At 69.9% G+C, this 18,514-nt stretch carries 15 protein-coding genes; 12 read left to right on the top strand and 3 right to left on the bottom strand.

Annotation, left to right across the window (positions count from 1 at the left end; genetic code table 11):
- Window positions 1-16: 16 nt before the first annotated feature.
- Window positions 17-421 carry a RidA family protein gene (locus ABZU72_RS17880; protein WP_160022834.1) on the top strand — a complete coding sequence of 135 codons (405 nt, stop codon included), beginning with the start codon at window positions 17-19 and terminating at the stop codon, window positions 419-421.
- On the opposite strand, the gene ABZU72_RS17875 is transcribed toward ABZU72_RS17880, so the two are convergent.
- Window positions 418-2,604, bottom strand: coding sequence for an acyltransferase family protein (locus ABZU72_RS17875; RefSeq protein ID WP_355020174.1), 2,187 nt, complete (start codon window positions 2,602-2,604; stop codon window positions 418-420). The genes ABZU72_RS17880 and ABZU72_RS17875 overlap by 4 nt on opposite strands.
- A gap of 191 nt (window positions 2,605-2,795) precedes the next feature.
- On the opposite strand from ABZU72_RS17875, the gene ABZU72_RS17870 reads away from it, so the two are divergent.
- The 3 genes from ABZU72_RS17870 to ABZU72_RS17860 are packed head-to-tail and all read left to right on the top strand — an operon-like array spanning window position 2,796 to window position 5,925.
- A complete protein-coding gene (locus ABZU72_RS17870; protein ID WP_355020173.1) occupies window positions 2,796-3,914 on the top strand; it encodes a substrate-binding domain-containing protein in 1,119 nt (372 codons plus the stop codon).
- Window positions 3,911-4,660 (top strand): ATP-binding cassette domain-containing protein, encoded by a 750-nt coding sequence (locus ABZU72_RS17865; protein ID WP_355020172.1) that lies wholly within the window; start codon window positions 3,911-3,913, stop codon window positions 4,658-4,660. Before ABZU72_RS17870 ends, ABZU72_RS17865 begins: the two co-directional genes overlap by 4 nt.
- Window positions 4,657-5,925: an ABC transporter permease gene (locus ABZU72_RS17860; RefSeq protein WP_355020171.1), complete on the top strand. Its 1,269-nt coding sequence runs from the start codon at window positions 4,657-4,659 to the stop codon at window positions 5,923-5,925. The genes ABZU72_RS17865 and ABZU72_RS17860 overlap by 4 nt, the downstream gene beginning before the upstream one ends.
- Before the next feature lie 99 nt (window positions 5,926-6,024).
- Here the strand turns inward: ABZU72_RS17860 and ABZU72_RS17855 are convergent, their stop codons facing one another.
- Window positions 6,025-7,053, bottom strand: a complete 1,029-nt coding sequence (locus ABZU72_RS17855; RefSeq protein ID WP_355020170.1) for a LacI family DNA-binding transcriptional regulator — start codon at window positions 7,051-7,053, stop codon at window positions 6,025-6,027.
- Window positions 7,054-7,213: 160 nt separating this feature from the next.
- On the opposite strand from ABZU72_RS17855, the gene ABZU72_RS17850 reads away from it, so the two are divergent.
- The 4 genes from ABZU72_RS17850 to ABZU72_RS17835 are packed head-to-tail and all read left to right on the top strand — an operon-like array spanning window position 7,214 to window position 12,896.
- A complete protein-coding gene (locus ABZU72_RS17850; protein ID WP_355020169.1) occupies window positions 7,214-8,506 on the top strand; it encodes an extracellular solute-binding protein in 1,293 nt (430 codons plus the stop codon).
- 9 nt (window positions 8,507-8,515) lie between these two features.
- On the top strand, window positions 8,516-9,583 hold the full coding sequence (locus ABZU72_RS17845) for a sugar ABC transporter permease (RefSeq protein WP_355020168.1): 1,068 nt from the start codon (window positions 8,516-8,518) through the stop codon (window positions 9,581-9,583).
- A complete protein-coding gene (locus tag ABZU72_RS17840) occupies window positions 9,583-10,479 on the top strand; it encodes a carbohydrate ABC transporter permease (RefSeq protein WP_355020167.1) in 897 nt (298 codons plus the stop codon). Before ABZU72_RS17845 ends, ABZU72_RS17840 begins: the two co-directional genes overlap by 1 nt.
- 11 nt (window positions 10,480-10,490) lie before the next feature.
- A complete protein-coding gene (locus ABZU72_RS17835) occupies window positions 10,491-12,896 on the top strand; it encodes a glycoside hydrolase family 3 N-terminal domain-containing protein (protein WP_355020166.1) in 2,406 nt (801 codons plus the stop codon).
- Here the strand turns inward: ABZU72_RS17835 and ABZU72_RS17830 are convergent.
- Entirely contained in the window at window positions 12,893-14,089 is a 1,197-nt protein-coding gene (locus tag ABZU72_RS17830) for an ROK family transcriptional regulator (protein WP_355020165.1), read from the bottom strand. The two genes, ABZU72_RS17835 and ABZU72_RS17830, sit on opposite strands and share 4 nt — an antisense overlap.
- A gap of 139 nt (window positions 14,090-14,228) precedes the next feature.
- Here ABZU72_RS17830 and xylA point away from each other — a divergent pair, with 139 nt between their 5' ends.
- From xylA to ABZU72_RS17810, 4 genes are all read left to right on the top strand, one after another.
- A complete protein-coding gene (gene xylA / locus ABZU72_RS17825) occupies window positions 14,229-15,383 on the top strand; it encodes a xylose isomerase (RefSeq protein ID WP_355020164.1) in 1,155 nt (384 codons plus the stop codon).
- 10 nt (window positions 15,384-15,393) lie between these two features.
- Window positions 15,394-16,788, top strand: coding sequence for a xylulokinase (gene xylB, locus ABZU72_RS17820; protein ID WP_355020163.1), 1,395 nt, complete (start codon window positions 15,394-15,396; stop codon window positions 16,786-16,788).
- Window positions 16,789-17,051: 263 nt separating this feature from the next.
- Window positions 17,052-17,672: a phosphatidylinositol phosphate synthase gene (gene pgsA, locus ABZU72_RS17815; RefSeq protein ID WP_355020162.1), complete on the top strand. Its 621-nt coding sequence runs from the start codon at window positions 17,052-17,054 to the stop codon at window positions 17,670-17,672.
- Window positions 17,669-18,442 (top strand): inositol monophosphatase, encoded by a 774-nt coding sequence (locus tag ABZU72_RS17810; protein WP_355020161.1) that lies wholly within the window; start codon window positions 17,669-17,671, stop codon window positions 18,440-18,442. The genes pgsA and ABZU72_RS17810 overlap by 4 nt, the downstream gene beginning before the upstream one ends.
- Window positions 18,443-18,514: the final 72 nt, after the last annotated feature.

The raw sequence follows: 18,514 nt of genomic DNA, 5'->3' as shown, positions 1-18,514 counted from the left end.
AGAGGAAACCCATCCCATGTCCGACATCCGCATCTCCACCGACCAGGCCCCGGCCCCGGCGCACACCTTCTCCCAGGGCGTGGTCCGCGGCGGCCTGATCCAGGTCTCCGGTCAGGGCCCCGTCGACCCCGCCACGAACGAGTACCTGTTCCCCGGCGACGTGAAGGCCCAGACCGTACGCACCCTGCAGAACGTGGAGGCGATCCTGGCTGCCGCCGGTGCGGGCTTCGAGGACGTGCTGATGCTCCGGGTCTACCTGACCACCCGGGACGACTTCGCCGCGATGAACGACGCCTACGGCGAGTTCATCGGCTCACGCGTCGCCGAGGGCGGCATCCTCCCGTGCCGCACCACCGTGATGACCGGCCTCCCGCGCGAGGAGATGCTCGTCGAGATCGACGCGCTCGCCGTCGCTCGCTAGTCGACGACCCGGGCGAGCTCCCGGCTGAGGTAGGGCGCCAGGGTGCGGGCGTAGCGCGAGGTGATGTGGTTGCCGTCGCGGTAGACGATGACGTTGCCGATCACCGCCGGGCAGACCTCGTCCCCGCAGAACAGGTGGGTCAGGTCGACCAGGTGCGCGTTGGGGTCGCGGGCGACCGCGTCGCGGTGCGGATCCTTGACGAGTACGTCGGTGCGCGGCCGCCCGCACTCCTCGCCGGCGGTCTCGGGGGAGTGCCGCTGGATGCAGCCCAGGGTGGTGCGCAGATAGGCGGCGTTGTCGGGCTCGAACATCGGGTTGTCGACGAGCGCGATCACCGGGACGTCGTTCGATGGCCGGTGGCTCCAGGCCTCGACCAGGCCGTTGACCGTGGACTCGTACGGCGTCTCGCGGTCCAGCGGCTGGGTCGTCTTGCGGGCCGAGTGGGTGACGATGATCGCGTCGAGGTCCTGCTGCTCGGGAGCGCGCAGGTAGGCCTCGAGCTGCCGGTTCCACTCCGCGCAGGCGGGGCGGTTGTCGGCGATGTTCCGGCCGAGCGGCCGGGTGTTCCAGTGGCAGGCGGCGCGGGCGGCGACATCGATACGCCAGTTGCGCTGGTCGCCGATCAGGTCGAGGGCGCCGACCGGAGCGACGGCGTGCGAGTCGCCGACCATCAGCAGTCGCTTCTCATAGCCCTCGACCGACCCGTTGGGGCAGGCGCTGAAGCGCACCGGACGCTCCTCGAAGGACCAGCACTGGCTCCGGTTCTCGTCGTCGGCGCCGATCGCGGCCACCGCCGGGATCAGCTCGCCCCGCAGGTCGGGGTTGTGGCACGAGCTTCCCGCGGAGCGCACCGCCAGCGCAGCCGCGCCGAGGCACTCGGTCGTGAAGGGGTCGGCGGTGGCGAGCCGGGCCGCCGCCGCGATCGCCCTGTCCTCGGAGTGGTCGATCGCGGTCAGGCCGCTCCAGCCGGCGCCGACCGCGACCACGAGAGCAGCCAGGGTGGCGACCAGGGCTCGCGGACCGCCGGGCCTGATGACGTACGTCTGGACCTGGCGGGTCACCAGCCGGTTGGTCGCCCAGGCGAGCAGCGTCGAGACGACGAGCACGCCCGCGGCCGAGCCGACGGTGAGCCGCTCTCCGCCGGTGTAGTAGAGCCATGCGATCAACAGCGGCCAGTGCCACAGGTAGAGCTCGTAGGAGATGTCGGCGACGAACCGCAGCGGGCGGGTCTCCAGCAGGCGGCGCGGCCCGCGGGGCGACGGGGTGGAGCCGGCCATCACCAGCAGCGCCCCGGCGACCGGCCACAGGGCCAGCGGCCCCGGGAAGTGGTCCGCGCCGTCCATCACGAAACCGCAGGTCACAACCAGGGCCAGACCGGTCCACGCGGCGTACGGCTTGATCTTCTCGGGCAGGCTGCTCTGCCCATTCCTTCGGGGCCGCAGGGCGAGCGCGGCCAGGGCGCCGGCGGCGATCTCCCAGAAGCGGGTGATGGAGTTGAAGTACGCAGCCGCCTGGTCGGATCCGGAGACCTTGACCGCATAGGCGAAGGAGAGCGCGAACGCGATCGCGGTCAGCACGAACAGCACCCGCGCGAGGCTGAGCCGCCCCAGCCGGCCCCGGGCCACGACCCGGAGCACCAGAGCCAGCCCGACGACGACCAGCGGCCACAGCAGGAAGAACTGCCCCTGCACCGCGAGCGACCAGAAGTGCTGCACCGGAGTCGAGGACGGCCCCGCGGCGCCGTAGGAGAGCTGGCTGGCGATGAGCTCCCAGTTGAGCGTGTACGTCGCGGCCGCGACGAGCTCGCGGGTCGTCTGCGTCCACAGCGTCTGCGGGATGAAGACCACCATCAGCGCGGCCGTCGCGGCCAGCACGATCAGCGCCGGCGCGGCGAGCCGCGCGAACGTACGTCCGTAGTGCTCGCCGAGCTTCACCCGGCCGCGCTCGGCCCTGCCCACGAGTGATCGGGTGGCGAGGAAGCCGGAGATCACCAGGAAGACGTCGATCCCGCCCGAGACCCGGCCGTTGCCGAAGAGATGGAAGGCGACCACGAGCGCCAGGGCGATGCCGCGCAGCCCGTGGATCTCGCTGATGTGTCCAGAGGTGTGCCCAGATTTGGGGCTGTTGGGATCGCTGTCGGCCCGACTGGTCGCAGGCGTGCGGAAATCCAAGGTGGCGGTCACGTGATCGCTGTTCTAGTGGACGTTGACGGGTGAGAGCCGTCGCACCGTAACGAGCAGTGGTGACCTGAAGGCATACGGCCGTTATCAATCTGCCGTCGAGATCTCCTCAGAACCGCTTCACATCGCCGCTGAAGGAGATAGGTTGCACCCCGACGTGACTTAGATCACACCCAGGACTGAGGAGTTCGACGATGAACACGCACAAGATCGGCCGCCTGATGGCGGTCGCAGCGGTGGCGACCCTGTCGACCGCATCGCTCGTGGCATGTGGAGGCTCGGATGACGGTGGCGACTCGGGAGACTCGGGCGGCACCGACGTCGGAGTGATCCTCCCCGACGCGACCACGTCTCCCCGATGGGAGTCCCAGGACCGCCCCAACCTCGAGAAGGCGTTCGACGACGCCGGCCTCGAGGCCACGATCCAAAACGCCCAGGGCGACACCGCCAAGTTCGGTCAGCTGTGCGACAGCATGATCAACGAGAACGTCAAGGTCATCATCATCACCAACCTCGACTCCGAGTCGGGCGCGGCCTGCCTGAAGAAGGCCGCCGACGCGGGCGTCACGAGCATCGACTACGACCGGCTGACGCTCAACGGCGGCGCCTCCTACTACGTCTCCTTCGACAACGTGAAGGTCGGCGAGCTGATGGGCACGGGCCTCGACGAGTGCATCACCGCCGCGGGCAAGAAGGGCGGCAACATCGTCTACGTCAACGGCGCGGCCACCGACAACAACGCGGCCCTGTTCAAGTCGGGCTACGAGAAGGCGCTCGAGCCGAAGATCGCCGACGGCACCTACAAGCTCGTCGGCGACCAGTCGGGGGAGTGGGACGCCACCAAGGCCGGGAAGGTCTTCGACCAGATGTACACCGCCAACGGCGGAAAGATCGACGGCGTGGTCTCGGCCAACGACACCATGGCCGGCGGCATCATCGCCCGGTTGAAGGCGAACAACGCCCAGGGCAAGATCCCGGTGACCGGCCAGGACGCCTCGGTCGAGGGTCTGCAGAACATCCTGCAGGGCTTCCAGTGCGGCACCGTCTACAAGAACACCGCGCTCGAGGCCAAGGCCGCCGCGGACCTGGCGATCGCGCTGATCGAGGGTGACGAGGAGGGTGCCGAGGCGCTGGCCACTGGCAGCGTCGAGGACACCGAGGCCGGCACGGACGTGCCGTCCGTGCTCGCCGAGCCCGTCTGGGTCACCAAGGAGACCGTCGGGACCGTCATCGAGGACGGTCAGGCCGACGCCGCCGAGGTGTGCGCCGGTGCGATCGCCGACCTGTGCACCGAGAACGGCGTGCCTCAGTGAGTCCACTGCTTGAGCTGCGCGGCGTCGAGAAGTCCTTCGGCGCCGTGCAGGTCCTGCGCGGAGTGGACCTCTCGGTCCAGGCGGGCCGGGTCACCGCGCTCGTCGGCGACAACGGTGCCGGCAAGAGCACCCTGGTCAAGGGGATGGCCGGGATCCATCTCTTCGACGCCGGTGACTACCTCTTCGAGGGTGAGCCGGTGAAGGTGACCAACCCCAAGGAGGCCGCCGCGCTCGGGATCGAGGTCGTCTACCAGGACCTCGCCCTGTGCGACAACCTCGACGTCGTCCACAACATGTTCCTCGGCCGGGAGATGAGACGGCTGCGGCTGGTCGACGAGGACACCATGGAGCAGCGTGCTCGCGAGACGCTCGACGGTCTCTCGGTGCGTACGCTGAAATCGGTGCGTACGCCGGTGGCCTCCCTCTCTGGTGGCCAGCGTCAGACGGTGGCGATCGCCCGGGCCGTGCTGTGGAACTCCAAGCTCGTCATCCTCGACGAGCCGACGGCCGCTCTCGGCGTGGCGCAGACCGAGCAGGTGCTCCGGCTGGTGCGGCGCCTGGCCGACCGTGGCCTCGGCGTCCTGCTGATCAGCCACAACCTCAACGACGTCTTCGAGGTCGCCGACGACATCGCGGTCCTGTATCTGGGCGGCATGGTCGGGCAGATCGAGGCCGCCTCCACGACGCGTGAGCGGGTCGTGCAGGCCATCACCACCGGCGTCGTTCCTGAGGGAGGTGCAGCATGAGTACCGACACCGATGACCCGACGATCGCCGCGGCACCGGACCCGGAGCCCGATAACTCTCTGGGCGGGATCTTCCGGGCCTACATGGCCAAGCTCAGGGGTGGTGAGGTCGGCTCGCTGCCGGCGGTGCTGGGTCTGATCGCGCTGGTCGTGGTCTTCTCCGCGCTGCGTCCCGAGCAGTTCACCAACTCGTTCAACTTTGCCAACCTGATCGGCCAGTCGGCGGGGGTGACCGTGCTCGCGATGGGCCTGGTCTTCGTGCTGCTGCTGGGCGAGATCGACCTGTCCGCGGGATTCGCGGGCGGCACGTGCGCCGGGGTGCTCGGTGTGTGCCTGACCCGGCAGGAGTGGCCGCTGATCCCGGCGCTGCTGGCGGCGCTGCTCACCGGAGCGCTGATCGGTCTGCTCATCGGTCTGCTGGTGGCCCGGCTCGGGATCCCGTCGTTCGTGGTCACGCTGGCCGCCTTCCTCGGGCTGCAGGGCGTACTCCTGACGATGATCGGTGAGGGCGGGACGATCCCCATCCGCAACGACTTCATCAACGGCCTCAACAACGCCAACCTGCCGGTCTGGCTCGGCTGGGTGCTCGGCATCGTCTGCATCGTGGGCTATGCGGCCTTGACGTACATCACCGATGCGCGCCGCCGCGCCAAGAACCTCACCGTGCAGCCCATCCTGCTGTGGGCGCTGAAGACCGGGTTGCTCACGGTCGTGGTGCTCGCCGTGGTCGGCTACCTCTCCGTCGAACGCAGCCGCAACCCGGCGCTGACCTCGCTCAAGGGGGTGCCGGTCTCGCTGGTGGTGATCGTCGGCCTGCTGATCCTGCTCACCTTCACACTGACCCGCTCCGCCTGGGGCCGGCACGTCTACGCGGTCGGCGGCAACGCCGAGGCGGCACGCAGGGCCGGGATCAACGTGTTCCGCGTGCGTCTGTCGTGCTTCGTCCTCTGTTCCACCATGGCGGCGGTGGCCGGCATCATGATCGCCAGCCGCACCAACTCGGTGAACCCGAACACGGGCGGCGAGACGACCCTGCTGTACGCCGTGGGTGCCGCGGTCATCGGTGGCACCTCGCTCTTCGGCGGCAAGGGTCGGGTCATCGACGCCGTCATCGGCGGCACTGTCGTGGCCGTCATCGACAACGGGATGGGCCTGCTCGACCAGCCCCAGGGCACCGTCTGGATGGTCACCGGCCTGGTCCTCCTGGTCGCGGCCAGCGTCGACGCGATCTCGCGGCGCAGGGCATCGGCTACCGGGCACGTGTAGCGGGCGCGTTCCTTCACCAAGGTATGCAGGCGAAGGCGCACATCCCCAGCGGAGCTCCGCACGGGATGTGCGCCTTTCGCTGCATGCCTTGACGGAGGCTCAGGCCGGCGGAGCGGTGCTGCTGCGCTCGACCAGCTCGGCGGGCAGCCGCAGATGGCGCTCGGTCTGCTTGCCCTCCAGCAGCTCGAGCAGGAGCCCGAGAGCGGCTCGGCCCATCTCGTGGAGCGGCTGGGCGACGGTGGTGAGCGGGGGAGTGGCGTCGCGGGCCTCGGGTACGTTGTCGAAGCCGATCACCGAGAGGTCCTCGGGTACGCGCAGGCCGAGCGAGCCGGCGACCTCGATGACCTTGATCGCGGAGATGTCGTTGGCGGCGAAGATGGCGGTGGGGCGCTCGCCGGCCGGGAGCGAGAGCAGCTCGCGGGCCGGTGCCTCGGCGAGCTCGGGGTGGTAGCCGCCCACCCGGATCAGGTCGGGGGAGACGCTGAGACCGGCGTCGTAGAGAGCCTCGCGGTAGCCCTGCTCTCGCAGGCCGGCGGAGCGGAGGTCGGGGCGCCCGCCGAGGAATCCGATGCGCCGGTGGCCGAGCCCGACCAGGTGGTCGACGGCGAGCCGGGCGCCGGTGATGTTGTCGGCGTCGACGGTCATCGGGCCGTCCGGCCCGGTGTGGGGGTCGATTGCGACGACCGGGATGGTGGTCTCGTCGGTGATGATCATCGACGGTGTGACCACGATCGCGCCGTCGATCAGGGTGTGACCGAGGCGGGAGAGCGAGCGGCGCTCCCAGCCGGTGTGGTTGTGTGCGCCGGTGCGTCCGGCGTGGGCCAGCAGCTCGTAGCCGGTGCCGTCCAGCGCCGCCGAGATGCCCTTGAGGAGCTCGGCGGAGTAGGGCTCGAACTCGGCCACGAGCACGCCGATCACGCCGGTGGACTTGCGGCGCAGGCTCGAGGCGATCAGCGAAGACTGGTAGCCGAGCTCGTCGATGACCGCGAGGACCTTCTCGGCCGTCGCCTCGCTGACGCCATAGCGCTCGTTGATCACCTTGGAGACGGTGGCCACGGAGACGCCGGCCTCGCGGGCCACGTCGGTGATGGTCACCCGGCGGGGGCGTGGCTGATCGAGCGTGCTCATGGCCTGACAGTAGCCCACTTCGGGGATTGTCGATAACAGGCTACGAAAACGTTATCGACAACGATTGACACAAGCCCTGGCACGCGCCATGCTCGACCCCAACAATGTGGCGGCAGTCACATGCCCCAAACATCCAGAACTGTGACGAAGAGGTCCCAAGATGTCGAGGAAGACACAAGCGCTCGCCGCGCTGTGCGCCGGATTGATGATTGCCGCCACCGGTTGTGGTGGCTCGGGCGACTCCGGTGGCGGCGACGACAACACCATCATCTGGTGGCACAACTCCAACAACGATCCCGGGAAGGGCTACTACGAGCAGGTCGCCAAGGACTTCGAGAAGGCGAACCCCGGCGTCGACGTCAAGGTGCAGGCGTTCGCGCACGAGGACATGCTCACCAAGCTGGACGCTGCGTTCCAGAGCGGTGACCCCGAGCAGATCCCCGACGTCTACATGGAGCGTGGCGGCGGCGAGCTCGCCGACCACGTCGAGGCGGGGCTGACCAAGGACCTGAGCGAGGACGCGGCCGACGAGATCGAGATGATCGGCGGCTCGGTCGCCGGCTGGCAGGTCGAGGACCAGACGTACGCCCTGCCGTTCTCCATCGGAGTCGTCGGTTTCTGGTACAACAAGGACCTCTTCGCCAAGGCCGGCATCAGCACCGCGCCGAAGACGATGGATGAGTTCTACGCCGCCGTCGACAAGCTCAAGGCCGCGAACATCCAGCCGGTCTCGGTCGGTGCCAAGGACGCCTGGCCGGCCGCGCACTACTACTACTGGACCGCGGTCCGGGAGTGCTCGCAGGACGTGCTGAACTCGGCGGTCAAGAGTCTCGACTTCTCCGACTCTTGCTTCGAGAAGGCCGGTGAGGACGTCGTCGACATCGTCGCGAAGGAGCCGTTCAACAAGGGCTTCCTCTCCACCGGCGCCCAGGAGGGACCGACCTCGGCCTCCGGCCTCCTCGCGACCGAGAAGGTCGCCATGGAGCTCGCCGGCCACTGGGAGCCCGGCGTGATGCAGGGCATCACCGAGGACAAGAAGGGCCTGGGCGAGAAGACCGGCTGGTTCTCCTTCCCGACCATCGACGGTGGCCAGGGCGACCCGGCCGCGCAGATGGGCGGCGGTGACGCCTGGGCTGTCTCCGAGGGCGCTCCCGACGCATCGGTCGACTTCGCCAAGTACCTGCTCTCCACCGATGTGCAGAAGGGCTTCGCCGAGAACGGGATGGGCCTGCCGACCAACCCCGACGCGGTCGGCTCGCTGACCGACCCCGCTCTGGCCGACCTGATCAAGGTCCGTGACAGCGCTCCGTACGTCCAGCTCTACTTCGACACCGCTTTCGGCCAGTCCGTCGGCGGCGCGATGAACGACGCCATCATCAACGTCTTCGCGGGGAAGGGCTCGGCAGCCGACATCGTCGAGGCCACCCAGGCCGCCGCGGACAAGGAAAAGTGAGTCGAACCTGTGACACACGACGTGACCGACCCCGCTCGGGCGGTGCCAGGACACGCCACATCGGGCACCCGGCGTACAGCTCCTGTACGCCGGGGGCCCGGCGGTACGAGGGGTGCCGGACTCAGTGGTGACACCTGGCGCAAGCGATTCGAGATCCTTGTCTTCGTCACTCCGGCACTGGTGCTCATCGCGCTCTTCGTCGCCTGGCCGATCATCACCGCGGTGCGCTTCTCGGTCTATGACTGGAAGGGCTTCGGCGACCTGACCGACTTCGTCGGCCTGGAGAACTACGCCGAGGTCCTCGGCGACGAGGTCTTCCGCAGCGCGGTCGCCCACAACGCGGTGATCGTGGTGGGCTCGATCCTGCTCCAGCTGCCGCTCGGGGTGGCGATCGCGCTGCTGCTCAATCGGAGGATGAGGGGCCAGGGCCTGCTCCGGACCATCATCTTCGTGCCGTACGTCCTCGCCGAGGTCATCGCCGCGGTGGTCTGGCTGCAGCTGCTGCAGCCGCAGTACGGCTTCTTCGACGCGATGACCGCGAAGGTCGGGCTGACCCCGCCCGATCAGGGCTGGCTGGGCACCCCGGAGTACGCCCTGTGGGTCGTGCTCCTGGTGCTCACCTGGAAGTATCTCGGCCTGGCCGTGCTGCTCTTCCTGGCAGCCATGCAGGGTATCTCCGAGGAGCTCTACGAGGCCGCCCAGCTCGACGGCGCCTCCTGGTGGCAGACGCAGCGGCAGATCACCATCCCGCTGCTGGGTCCGACCATGCGCACCTGGGCCTTCTTGTCGATGATCGGGTCGATCCAGTGCTTCGACATGATCTGGGTGCTCACCCAGGGCGGTCCCGCGAACGCGACGACCACCATGGCGACGTACCTGATCGACGAGGGCACCAAGCGCCACAACTACGGCATCGCGGGCGCTGCCTCGGTGATCTTGTTCGTCATCGCCTTCGCGATGGCGCTGGCCTACCAGGTCCTCATCCTGCGTCGTGACACCCAGGACGACACCCAGCGATACACCCGGGCGGAGCGCGCTCTGGTCGGTGCTCTCTTCCGCAAGCGAAAGGCGGCGTGATGGCCAGCGTGACCCTCGAACCTCTCGCCGAGACCGGAAACGGCTCGGGCCGATCACCCCGCAAGCAGCGTCGCCGCAGCTTCGGCGGCGGCAACCTGTGGGTCTACCTGATCGCGCTCGTCGTGGTCGCGATCACGCTCGGGCCCGTCCTCTACGGCGCGCTGGGCGGCTTCCGCAGCAACGCCCAGCTCGCCGACAAGCCGGCCGGGCTGCCCGACCCCTGGGTCTGGACGAACTACGCGGGCGTGCTGAACAACCCCTCGTTCTGGCAGTACGCACTCAACTCGACGATGATCGCGATCATCACCACCGTGGTGACCGTCGTCTTCGGGCTGATGGCGGCGTACCCGCTGGCCCGCTACCAGTTCCGCGGGCGCGAGGCGCTGTTCATGGTCTTCGTGCTCGGCCTGCTCTTCCCGGCCGCGGTGGCGATCATCCCGCTGTTCATCATCATCACCCGCAACCTGCAGATGGCGAACACGTGGTGGGGCGTGGCCCTGCCGCAGGCGGCGTTCGCGCTGCCGATGACGGTGGTCATCCTCCGGCCGTTCCTGATGGCGCTGCCCAAGGAGCTGGAGGAGGCCGCCCTGATCGACGGCGCCAGCCGGATCGGCATCTTCTGGCGGGTCCTGATGCCGCTGTCCGCACCCGGGATGATCACCGTCGGGGTGCTGGCCTTCGTGACCTCCTGGAACGCCTACCTGCTGCCGCTCCTGCTGCTGCAGGACAAGATGCGCACGCTTCCGCTCGGCGTCGCCGACTTCTCCACCGAACACTCCGCCGACACTGCCGGTGTCCTCGCGTTCACCACGCTCGCGATGATCCCGGCTCTCGTGCTCTTCCTCGCCTTCCAGCGCCGGCTCGTCAGCGGCCTGCAGGGCGCGGTGAAGGGCTAGTAGGGACAACTGTGACTGAAAACGCCCCCCTTCCCGCCTGGCCGCACGTCTCCGACCGCGTGCGCGACCTGCATGCCCAGATGACCTTGGAGGAGAAGCTCGCCCAGATCGTGGGCTACTGGCTCGATCGCGGCGGCGACGTCGTCGCGCCGATGGCCAACGAGATGAGCAGCAACATCTCGGGAGGTGACCGCCGACTCTCGGAGATCACCGCCCACGGCCTGGGCCACTACACCCGGGTCTACGGCACCCGGCCGGTCGAGCCCGCCGAGCGGGCCGCCTGGCTGTGGGCCGAGCAGAAGCGCCTGGTCGACGAGACCCGACTGGGGATCCCCGCGCTGGTCCACGAGGAGTGCCTGACCGGACTCGCGACCTGGGAGGCGGCGACGTTTCCCACCCCGCTGGCCTGGGGAGCCACCTTCGACCCCGAGGCGGTCGAGGAGATGGCGGCGATGATCGGGTCCGACATGCGCGACCTCGGCATCCACCAGGGCCTGGCGCCCGTGCTGGACGTGATCCGGGACGCGCGCTGGGGCCGGTGCGAGGAGGCCATCGGCGAGGACCCCTACCTCGTCGGGACCGTCGGCACTGCGTACGTCCGCGGGCTGCAGTCGGCCGGTGTGCATGCCACGTTGAAGCACTTCGTGGGCTACTCGGGCTCGCGGGCCGGGCGCAACCACGCGCCGCTCTCGGCGGGTCCGCGCGAGATCGCCGACATCTTCCTGCCGCCGTTCGAGATGGCAGTCCTCGACGGTGGCGCGCGGTCGGTGATGGCGTCCTACAACGACATCGATGGTGTGCCGCAGCATGCCTCGATCGAGCACCTCACCACGCTGCTGCGCGAGACCTGGGGCTTCGACGGGGTCGTGGTCGCCGACTACTTCGGTGTCGCGTTCCTGGCGGTGATGCATGCGATCGCCGCCGATCGCGGGAGGGCAGCTGCGTACGCCCTCGAGGCAGGTGTCGACATCGAGCTGCCGAGCGGGGATGCCTACCTCGAGCCGCTCGCGGCGCTGATCCGTTCCGGCGAGGTCTCCGAGGCGATCGTCGACCGGGCCGTGCTGCGCGCGCTGAAGCAGAAGGAGGAGCTCGGTCTTCTCGACGAGTCCTTCGCGGCCGGTCTGGAGGAAGGGGCTCCGGAGTCGATCGACCTGGACTCCCCGGCCCACCGCTCGCTGGCCCGTCGGCTTGCCGAGGAGTCGGTCGTGCTGCTCAGCAACGACGGGGTCCTCCCGCTCAGGGGCGACCTCGGCAAGGTGGCGATCATCGGCCCGAACGCCGACCGCTCCGAGGCGCTGATGGGTTGCTACTCCTTCGTCAACCACGTGATGGTGAGCTACCCCGAGAAGCCTCTGGGCATCGAGCTGCCGACGATCGCCGAGGCGGTCCGGGCCGAGCTCGGCGCCTCCTCCTGCGAGGTCGTCGCCGGATGTGACGTCGAGGGCACGGACCGCTCTGGGTTCCCCGCCGCGGTCTCCGCCGCCGAGGACGCCGACGTGGCCGTGGTCGTCGTCGGCGACCAGGCCGGCCTCTTCGGCCGCGGGACGGTGGGGGAGGGCAACGACTCCGAGTCGCTCGAGCTCCCCGGCGTCCAGCGCGAGCTGGTGTCCGCGGTCGTCGCGACGGGCACGCCCGTCGTGCTCGTGGTCGTCACCGGCCGCCCGTACGCCATCGGGTGGGCGCTCGACGACGAGGCCCGCCCCGCCGCGGCGCTGCAGGCGTTCTTCCCCGGTGAGGAGGGCGGTGCGGCACTGGCGCGCGTCATCTCCGGCGCGGTCAACCCGTCGGGCCGGCTCCCGGTCTCGCTGCCGCGGGTCTCCGGGACTCAGCCCTACAGCTACCTCCAGCCGCTGTTGGGCGGTCCGTCCGAGGTCACCAGCACCGACCCGACGCCGGCCCGCCCGTTCGGCTTCGGGCTCTCCTACACCACCTTCGGCTACAGCGGGCTCTCGGCCGACCGCTCGGTCGAGGCGGGTGGCACCTTTGGTGTCGAGGCGACCGTCACCAACGTCGGTGACGTCGCCGGCGTGGACGTGGTCCAGCTCTACGGACGCGATCTGCTCGCTTCGGTGGTCCGCCCGGTCACGCAGCTGCTCGGCTACCAGCGGGTGGCGCTGCAGCCGGGCGAGTCGGCGACCGTACGCTTCGACGTGCCGACGACTCGGTTGGCCTTCGCCGACCGCAGCTACAACCGCGTCGTCGAGCCCGGTGAGGTCGAGGTCTGGGTCGCCGCCTCGGCAGGGGAGAAGGTCGCCACCGCCGTGGCCGAGGGCATCGCGGAGCTCTCCGACGTCGAGGCCGCTTCGGCCGCCGGCGAGTCGGGCACCGACAAGGCTCTGGTCACGATCACCGGTGACGTGCACCGGGTCGGCCCCTCCGACCAGCGGATGACGACGGCGGCGGTCTCGCGCATCTAGCCGGTGGCGCGGGCCGCCTGGCGGGCGAGATGGGCGGCGGGATCGGCGATGACGCGGCGTACGACGGTCCCGGCCGCTCCGCGCACGGCGGCGTCGCTGCCGAGCCCGGAGACCAGCAGCCGGGGCGGTTCGACGGCACCGGTGTGGTGGCTGATCGAGGCCGCGGTCGCCTTGGTCAGCCAGGGCGCGAGCGTGGCGAACGCGCCACCGAGCACGATCGCGGTGGGGTCGAGGAGGGTGATGACCGAGGCGAGTGCGACGCCGAGGTGTCGGCCGGCGCCGGCGACAGCGTCGAGCGCCGCCTGATCGCCCGCCTCGCAGGCCCGGGTGAGGCCAGCCATCGTCTCCACCTGCGCGCGGGCGAGGATCTCCTGCTGCCCGGCCATCCGCTCCAGGCAGCCGTGGCCGCCGCAGCCGCACCGCGGGCCGTCGGGAGCCACCACGACATGGCCGAGCTCGCCGGCGCCCGCGTGCGCGCCGCGGAAGACCTCGCCACCGATCACGATGCCGCCACCGATGCCGATCTCGCCGGAGACGTGCACGAAGTCGCGCAGGGGAGCGCCGTCGTGCTCGTGACCGCCGAACCACATCTCGCCGAGAGCCGCCAGATTGGCCTCGTTCTCCACGTCGACCTCGAGCCCGGTTCCCTCGCCGACGGCGCCGGCGAGATCGACCCGGGCCCAGCCCAGGTTGGGGGTGCGTACGACGGCGCCCTCGACGGTCAGGCCGGGCACCGCCACGCAGGCACCTGACAGCGGCAGACCCTGGGAGGTGGCGCTGCGGGCGGCGGTGCGGGCCAGATCGATGAGATCGGCGACCACCTCGTCGACCTCGCGGCCGCGGTTGTCGCGGCGTACGACATGGTGGTAGCGCGGCATGCCGGTCAGGTCGGTCACCACGGCGGCCAGGTAGTCGACGTTGACCTCCAGGCCGAGACCGGCGACGCCTCCTGGAGCGAGGTTGAGCGCCGTGGCGGGCCGGCCACGCTCGGTCGCGGCCGGGGCGCTCTCCTGGATCAGGCCGGCGGAGATCAGATCGGACACCAGCCCGGATACCGACGACTTCGTCAGGCCGGTGCGCGCAGCGACCTGCGCCCGGGAGACCGGGCTGGTGCGGGCGACCTCGCCGAGCACGAGCGCGAGGTTGCTCGCCCGCATCCCGGCATGCTGGGCAGGCTCGGTTCTGACGGTCATGCACGGGATTAGACCAAGTTCTGAACTTTAGGTCAAGCGACCCGCTAGCAAGTGTTCAAAGGGTTGACAATGTGACGGCCGTCGCGTTTCATGTTGATCATATAGTCCGAGACATGAACTAATGTGAGGAAGCAAGGCTATGACCGATTACACCCCCACCTCCGAGGACAAGTTCACCTTCGGGCTGTGGACCGTGGGCTGGAACGGGCAGGACGTGTTCGGCTCGGCGAGCCGGCCTCACCTCGACGTCGCCCACTCGGTGCACAAGCTGGCCGAGCTCGGCGCCTACGGCATCACCTTCCACGACAACGACGTCTTCGCGATCGACGCGAGCGACGCGGAGCGCCAGGCGGAGATCGACAAGCTCAAGGCCGCGCTGGACGAGACCGGCCTCAAGGTGCCGATGGCCACCACCAACCTCTTCGGTCACCCGGTCTTCCGTGACGGTGGCTTCACCTCGAACGACCGCGAGGTGCGCCGCTACTCGATCGCCAAGGTCGCGCGCAACATCGACCTCGCCGCCGAGCTCGGCGCCACGACGTACGTCATGTGGGGTGGCCGTGAGGGTGGGGAGTCGCACGCTGCCAAGGACATCGCGTCCGCGCTCGACCGTTACCGCGAGGCGGTCAACCTGCTCGGCGACTACGTGACCGAGCAGGGTTACGACATCCGGTTCGCCATCGAGCCGAAGCCCAACGAGCCCCGCGGCGACATCCTGCTGCCGACCATCGGCCACGCGCTCGCCTTCATCAACTCTCTCGACCGCCCGGAGATGGTCGGCCTCAACCCGGAGGTCGGTCACGAGGAGATGGCCGGGCTCAACTTCGCCTCCGGCGTCGCCCAGGCGCTGTGGCACGGCAAGCTCTTCCACATCGACCTCAATGGCCAGCATGGCCCGCGCTTCGACCAGGACCTCCGCTTCGGCGCGGGCAACCTGCGGGGTGCGTTCAACCTGGTCGACCTGCTGGAGACCAAGGGCTACGAGGGCCCGCGCCACTTCGACTTCAAGCCGCCGCGCACCGAGGACGAGGACGGCGTGTGGGCGTCGGCCGCGGGCTGCATGCGCAACTACCTGGTGCTGCGTGAGCGGGCCAAGGCCTTCCGGGCGGACCCGGAGGTCAAGGCAGCGCTCGAGGCCTCGCAGGTCGAGGAGCTCTCCGTGCCGACGCTGGCCGAGGGCGAGACGCTCGAGGACATCCGCAAGGCGACCTACGACATCGAGAAGCTGGACCACGGCTACGCGTTCGAGCACCTCGACCAGCTGGCCATGGACCACCTCCTCGGGCTTCGTTAGGTTGCAGGGCATGCCGCTCGTCGCCGGGGTCGACTCCTCGACCCAGTCCTGCAAGGTCGTCGTCCGTGACGCGGAGACCGGGGCGCTGGTGCGCTCCGGCTCCGCGCCGCATCCCGAGGGGACGGAGGTGGACCCGGCGGCGTGGTGGACCGCGCTCGAGTCGGCCGCCGAGGCGGCCGGCGGGCTCGATGACGTCGCCGCCGTCTCCGTCGGCGGACAGCAGCACGGGATGGTCTGCCTGGACGAGGCCGGAGAGGTCGTACGCCCGGCACTGCTGTGGAACGACACCCGCTCGGCCGGCGCGGCCGCCGCGCTCAACACCGAGCTGGGTGCCGCGGCCTGGGCCGATGCCGTCGGCTCGGTGCAGGTGGCCAGCTTCACGGCCACCAAGCTGCGCTGGCTCGCCGAGCACGAGCCGGACGCCGCGGCCCGGGTCGCGGCGGTGTGCCTGCCCCACGACTGGCTGTCCTGGAAGCTTGCCGGCGCCCCGGGGCTGGAGGCGCTGCGTACGGACCGGAGCGACGCCAGCGGCACCGGCTACTACTCGGCCGTGACCGGCGAATACCGTCGCGACCTGCTCAAACGGGCGCTCGGGCGGGACGACGTCGTGCTGCCGGAGGTGCTCGCGCCCTCGGCGTCGGCGGGACGTACACCGGCCGGGGCGCTGCTCGGCCCCGGTTGCGGCGACAATGCCGGGGCGGCCCTGGGCGTGGGCGCCCGGCCCGGCGACGTCGTCGTCTCCATCGGCACCTCCGGCGTCGCCTGCGCGGTCTCGGAGACACCCACCTCGGACGCGTCGGGCACCGTGGCGGGCTTCGCCGACGCCACCGGCCGTTACCTGCCGCTGGTCGCCACCCTCAACGCCGCGCGCGTCCTCGACGCCACCACCCGGCTGCTCGGGGTGAGCCACGAGGAGCTCTCCCGGCTGGCGCTCGAGGCGCCCTCGGGCTCCGGCGGCCTGGTCCTCGTCCCCTACCTCGAGGGCGAGCGCACCCCCGACCGGCCGTCGGCTCGTGGCGTGATCCACGGTCTGACCCTCGCCACGGCCGAGCCCGCCTACCTGGCCCGCGCCGCCGTCGAGGGACTGCTCTGCGGCCTCGCCGACGGCATCGACGCCCTGAAGTCCCAGGGCGTCGCGGTCAACCGCGTCCTCCTCGTCGGCGGCGGCGCCCGCTCCGAGGCCGTACGCCGTCTCGCCCCCGTCGTCCTCGGCCACCCCGTACTCGTCCCCGAGCCGGGGGAGTACGTCGCCGACGGCGCCGCCCGCCAGGCCGCCTGGCTCCTCACCGGCGGCGCGGAGCCCCCGACCTGGGAGCTCGCCGGCACCCAGACCTACGAGGCCGACCCCGACCCCGCCGTGCGCTCTCGCTACGCCGAGGTCCGCGATCTGACCGAAGGAACCTAGCCGAGGCGTCACCGCCGTCGGCCGAGGCGTCAGGTACGTCGTCCGAGGCGTCAGGTACGTCGGCCGAGACGTCAGGTACGTCGGCCGAGACGTCAGGTACGTCGGCCGAGACGTCACGTACGTCGGCCGAGACGTCATCCGCTGACCTCTCGGCCGACGGGAGTGACGTTTGGGCCGACGGGAGTGACGCCTCGGCAGAATGTGAGTGACGTTTCGGCGCGCGGGAGTGACGTCTCGACGGGATCCGATACCGTGGCCGCGCCATGTTGGATCACATCAAAGGCTTCGTTCAGGGAGTCGTCCTCGCGCCCATCGTCCGGCTGTTCGTGGCGCTGAAGATCAGCCCCGATGTCGTGACGCTCGTCGGCACCATCGGAGTAGTGGTCGGAGCGCTGGCGTTCTACCCGCGCGGCGAGCTGCTGGCCGGCACGATCTTCATCACCTGCTTCGTCTTCAGCGACCTGATCGACGGGGCGATGGCGCGTGCCGTCGGACGTACGTCGAAGTTCGGTGCCTTCTGGGACTCCACCCTCGATCGGTTCGGCGACGGCGCGGTCTTCGGTGGCCTGGCGCTCTACTTCGCCGGCCCGGGTGACTCCGACCTCTATCTCGCGCTGTCCCTGTGGTGCCTCGTCATAGGTGCGGTCACCTCCTACGCCCGTGCCCGCGCCGAGTCGCTGGGCTTCACCGCCAACGTCGGCATCGCCGAGCGCGCCGACCGTCTGGTCCTGGTCCTGGTGATGACCGGCTTCGCCGGCATCTTCTCCCTCGACCTGCTCATCTACATCGCGCTGTGGATCCTCGCTGTGGCCTCGACCGTCACCGTCGGCCAGCGCGTCTGGACCGTCCGCAAGCAGGCCCTCGCCGAGGAGGCGGCCTCGTGACCGCGCCCACCGAGGCAGACGTACGCCTGGCCGTGGAGCTCGTCCGCGGTGCCGGCTCGCTCGCCGCGAAGATGCGCAACGAGGGCATCGGTGACTCGATCGAGACGAAGACCTCGGTCTCCGACCTGGTCACCGCCGCCGACAAGGCCGCCGAGAAGGCGATCGTCGAACGCCTGACGGCCGAGCACCCGGGTGACGGCATCCTCGGCGAGGAGGGGTCGGCCCGCGAGTCGACCACCGGCCGGGTGTGGACCATCGACCCGGTCGACGGCACCTACAACTTCGTACGCGGCCTCGACTGGTGGTGCTCGGCGCTGGCGCTGACCGACGGCGACGGCATAGTCCTGGGTGCGATCTACTCACCGGCGGAGGACGCGGTCTACGTCGGCGGCCCAGAGCTGCCCACGACCCGCAACGGCGTCCGGCTCGACGCGATGCCCGACACGCCGCTCGCCCTCGCCTGCCTCACCACCTACCTCCACCCCTCGAAGCTGAAGCAGCCGGTCGGCGAGGCGTACGTCCGCGTCGCCAGCGGCGCCGCCTCGATCCGGATCCTCGGCTCCGGCTCGATGGACCTCACCGCCATCGCCCAGGGAAAGCTCCACCTCTTCTGCCAGCACTCCGTCCCCGACTGGGACCGGCTCCCCGGCGCCGCCCTCGTCCTGGGCGCCGGCGGAGCCACGACCCAGGTGGAAGCCGGCGGCGTCACCTGGTCGCTTGCCGGCGCACCCACGGCGGTGGCAGAGGCCGCCGAGGCCTTGACCGGGTAGCAGTCCACTTGGAGCAGTCCACTTTGGGAACAGTGGCTTGACCAGGGCTTTCCGAGGGTGGCGTACGCCTCG

The organism is Nocardioides sp. NPDC004968, assembly GCF_040608935.1.
Classification (GTDB): domain Bacteria; phylum Actinomycetota; class Actinomycetes; order Propionibacteriales; family Nocardioidaceae; genus Nocardioides.
The sequence above is the reverse complement of the archived record's forward strand: the minus strand, read 5'-3'. Positions and strand labels throughout refer to the sequence as shown.

Excerpts from the sequence above, each read along its gene's own strand:
- ABZU72_RS17880 (WP_160022834.1), top strand. The coding sequence starts at position 17 with ATGTCCGACATCCGCATCTCCACCGACCAGGCCCCGGCCCCGGCGCAC.
- ABZU72_RS17870 (WP_355020173.1), top strand. The coding sequence starts at position 2,796 with ATGAACACGCACAAGATCGGCCGCCTGATGGCGGTCGCAGCGGTGGCG.
- ABZU72_RS17860 (WP_355020171.1), top strand. The coding sequence starts at position 4,657 with ATGAGTACCGACACCGATGACCCGACGATCGCCGCGGCACCGGACCCG.
- ABZU72_RS17855 (WP_355020170.1), bottom strand. The coding sequence starts at position 7,053 with ATGAGCACGCTCGATCAGCCACGCCCCCGCCGGGTGACCATCACCGAC.
- ABZU72_RS17850 (WP_355020169.1), top strand. The coding sequence starts at position 7,214 with ATGTCGAGGAAGACACAAGCGCTCGCCGCGCTGTGCGCCGGATTGATG.
- ABZU72_RS17840 (WP_355020167.1), top strand. The coding sequence starts at position 9,583 with ATGGCCAGCGTGACCCTCGAACCTCTCGCCGAGACCGGAAACGGCTCG.
- ABZU72_RS17830 (WP_355020165.1), bottom strand. The coding sequence starts at position 14,089 with ATGACCGTCAGAACCGAGCCTGCCCAGCATGCCGGGATGCGGGCGAGC.
- xylA (WP_355020164.1), top strand. The coding sequence starts at position 14,229 with ATGACCGATTACACCCCCACCTCCGAGGACAAGTTCACCTTCGGGCTG.
- xylB (WP_355020163.1), top strand. The coding sequence starts at position 15,394 with ATGCCGCTCGTCGCCGGGGTCGACTCCTCGACCCAGTCCTGCAAGGTC.
- pgsA (WP_355020162.1), top strand. The coding sequence starts at position 17,052 with ATGTTGGATCACATCAAAGGCTTCGTTCAGGGAGTCGTCCTCGCGCCC.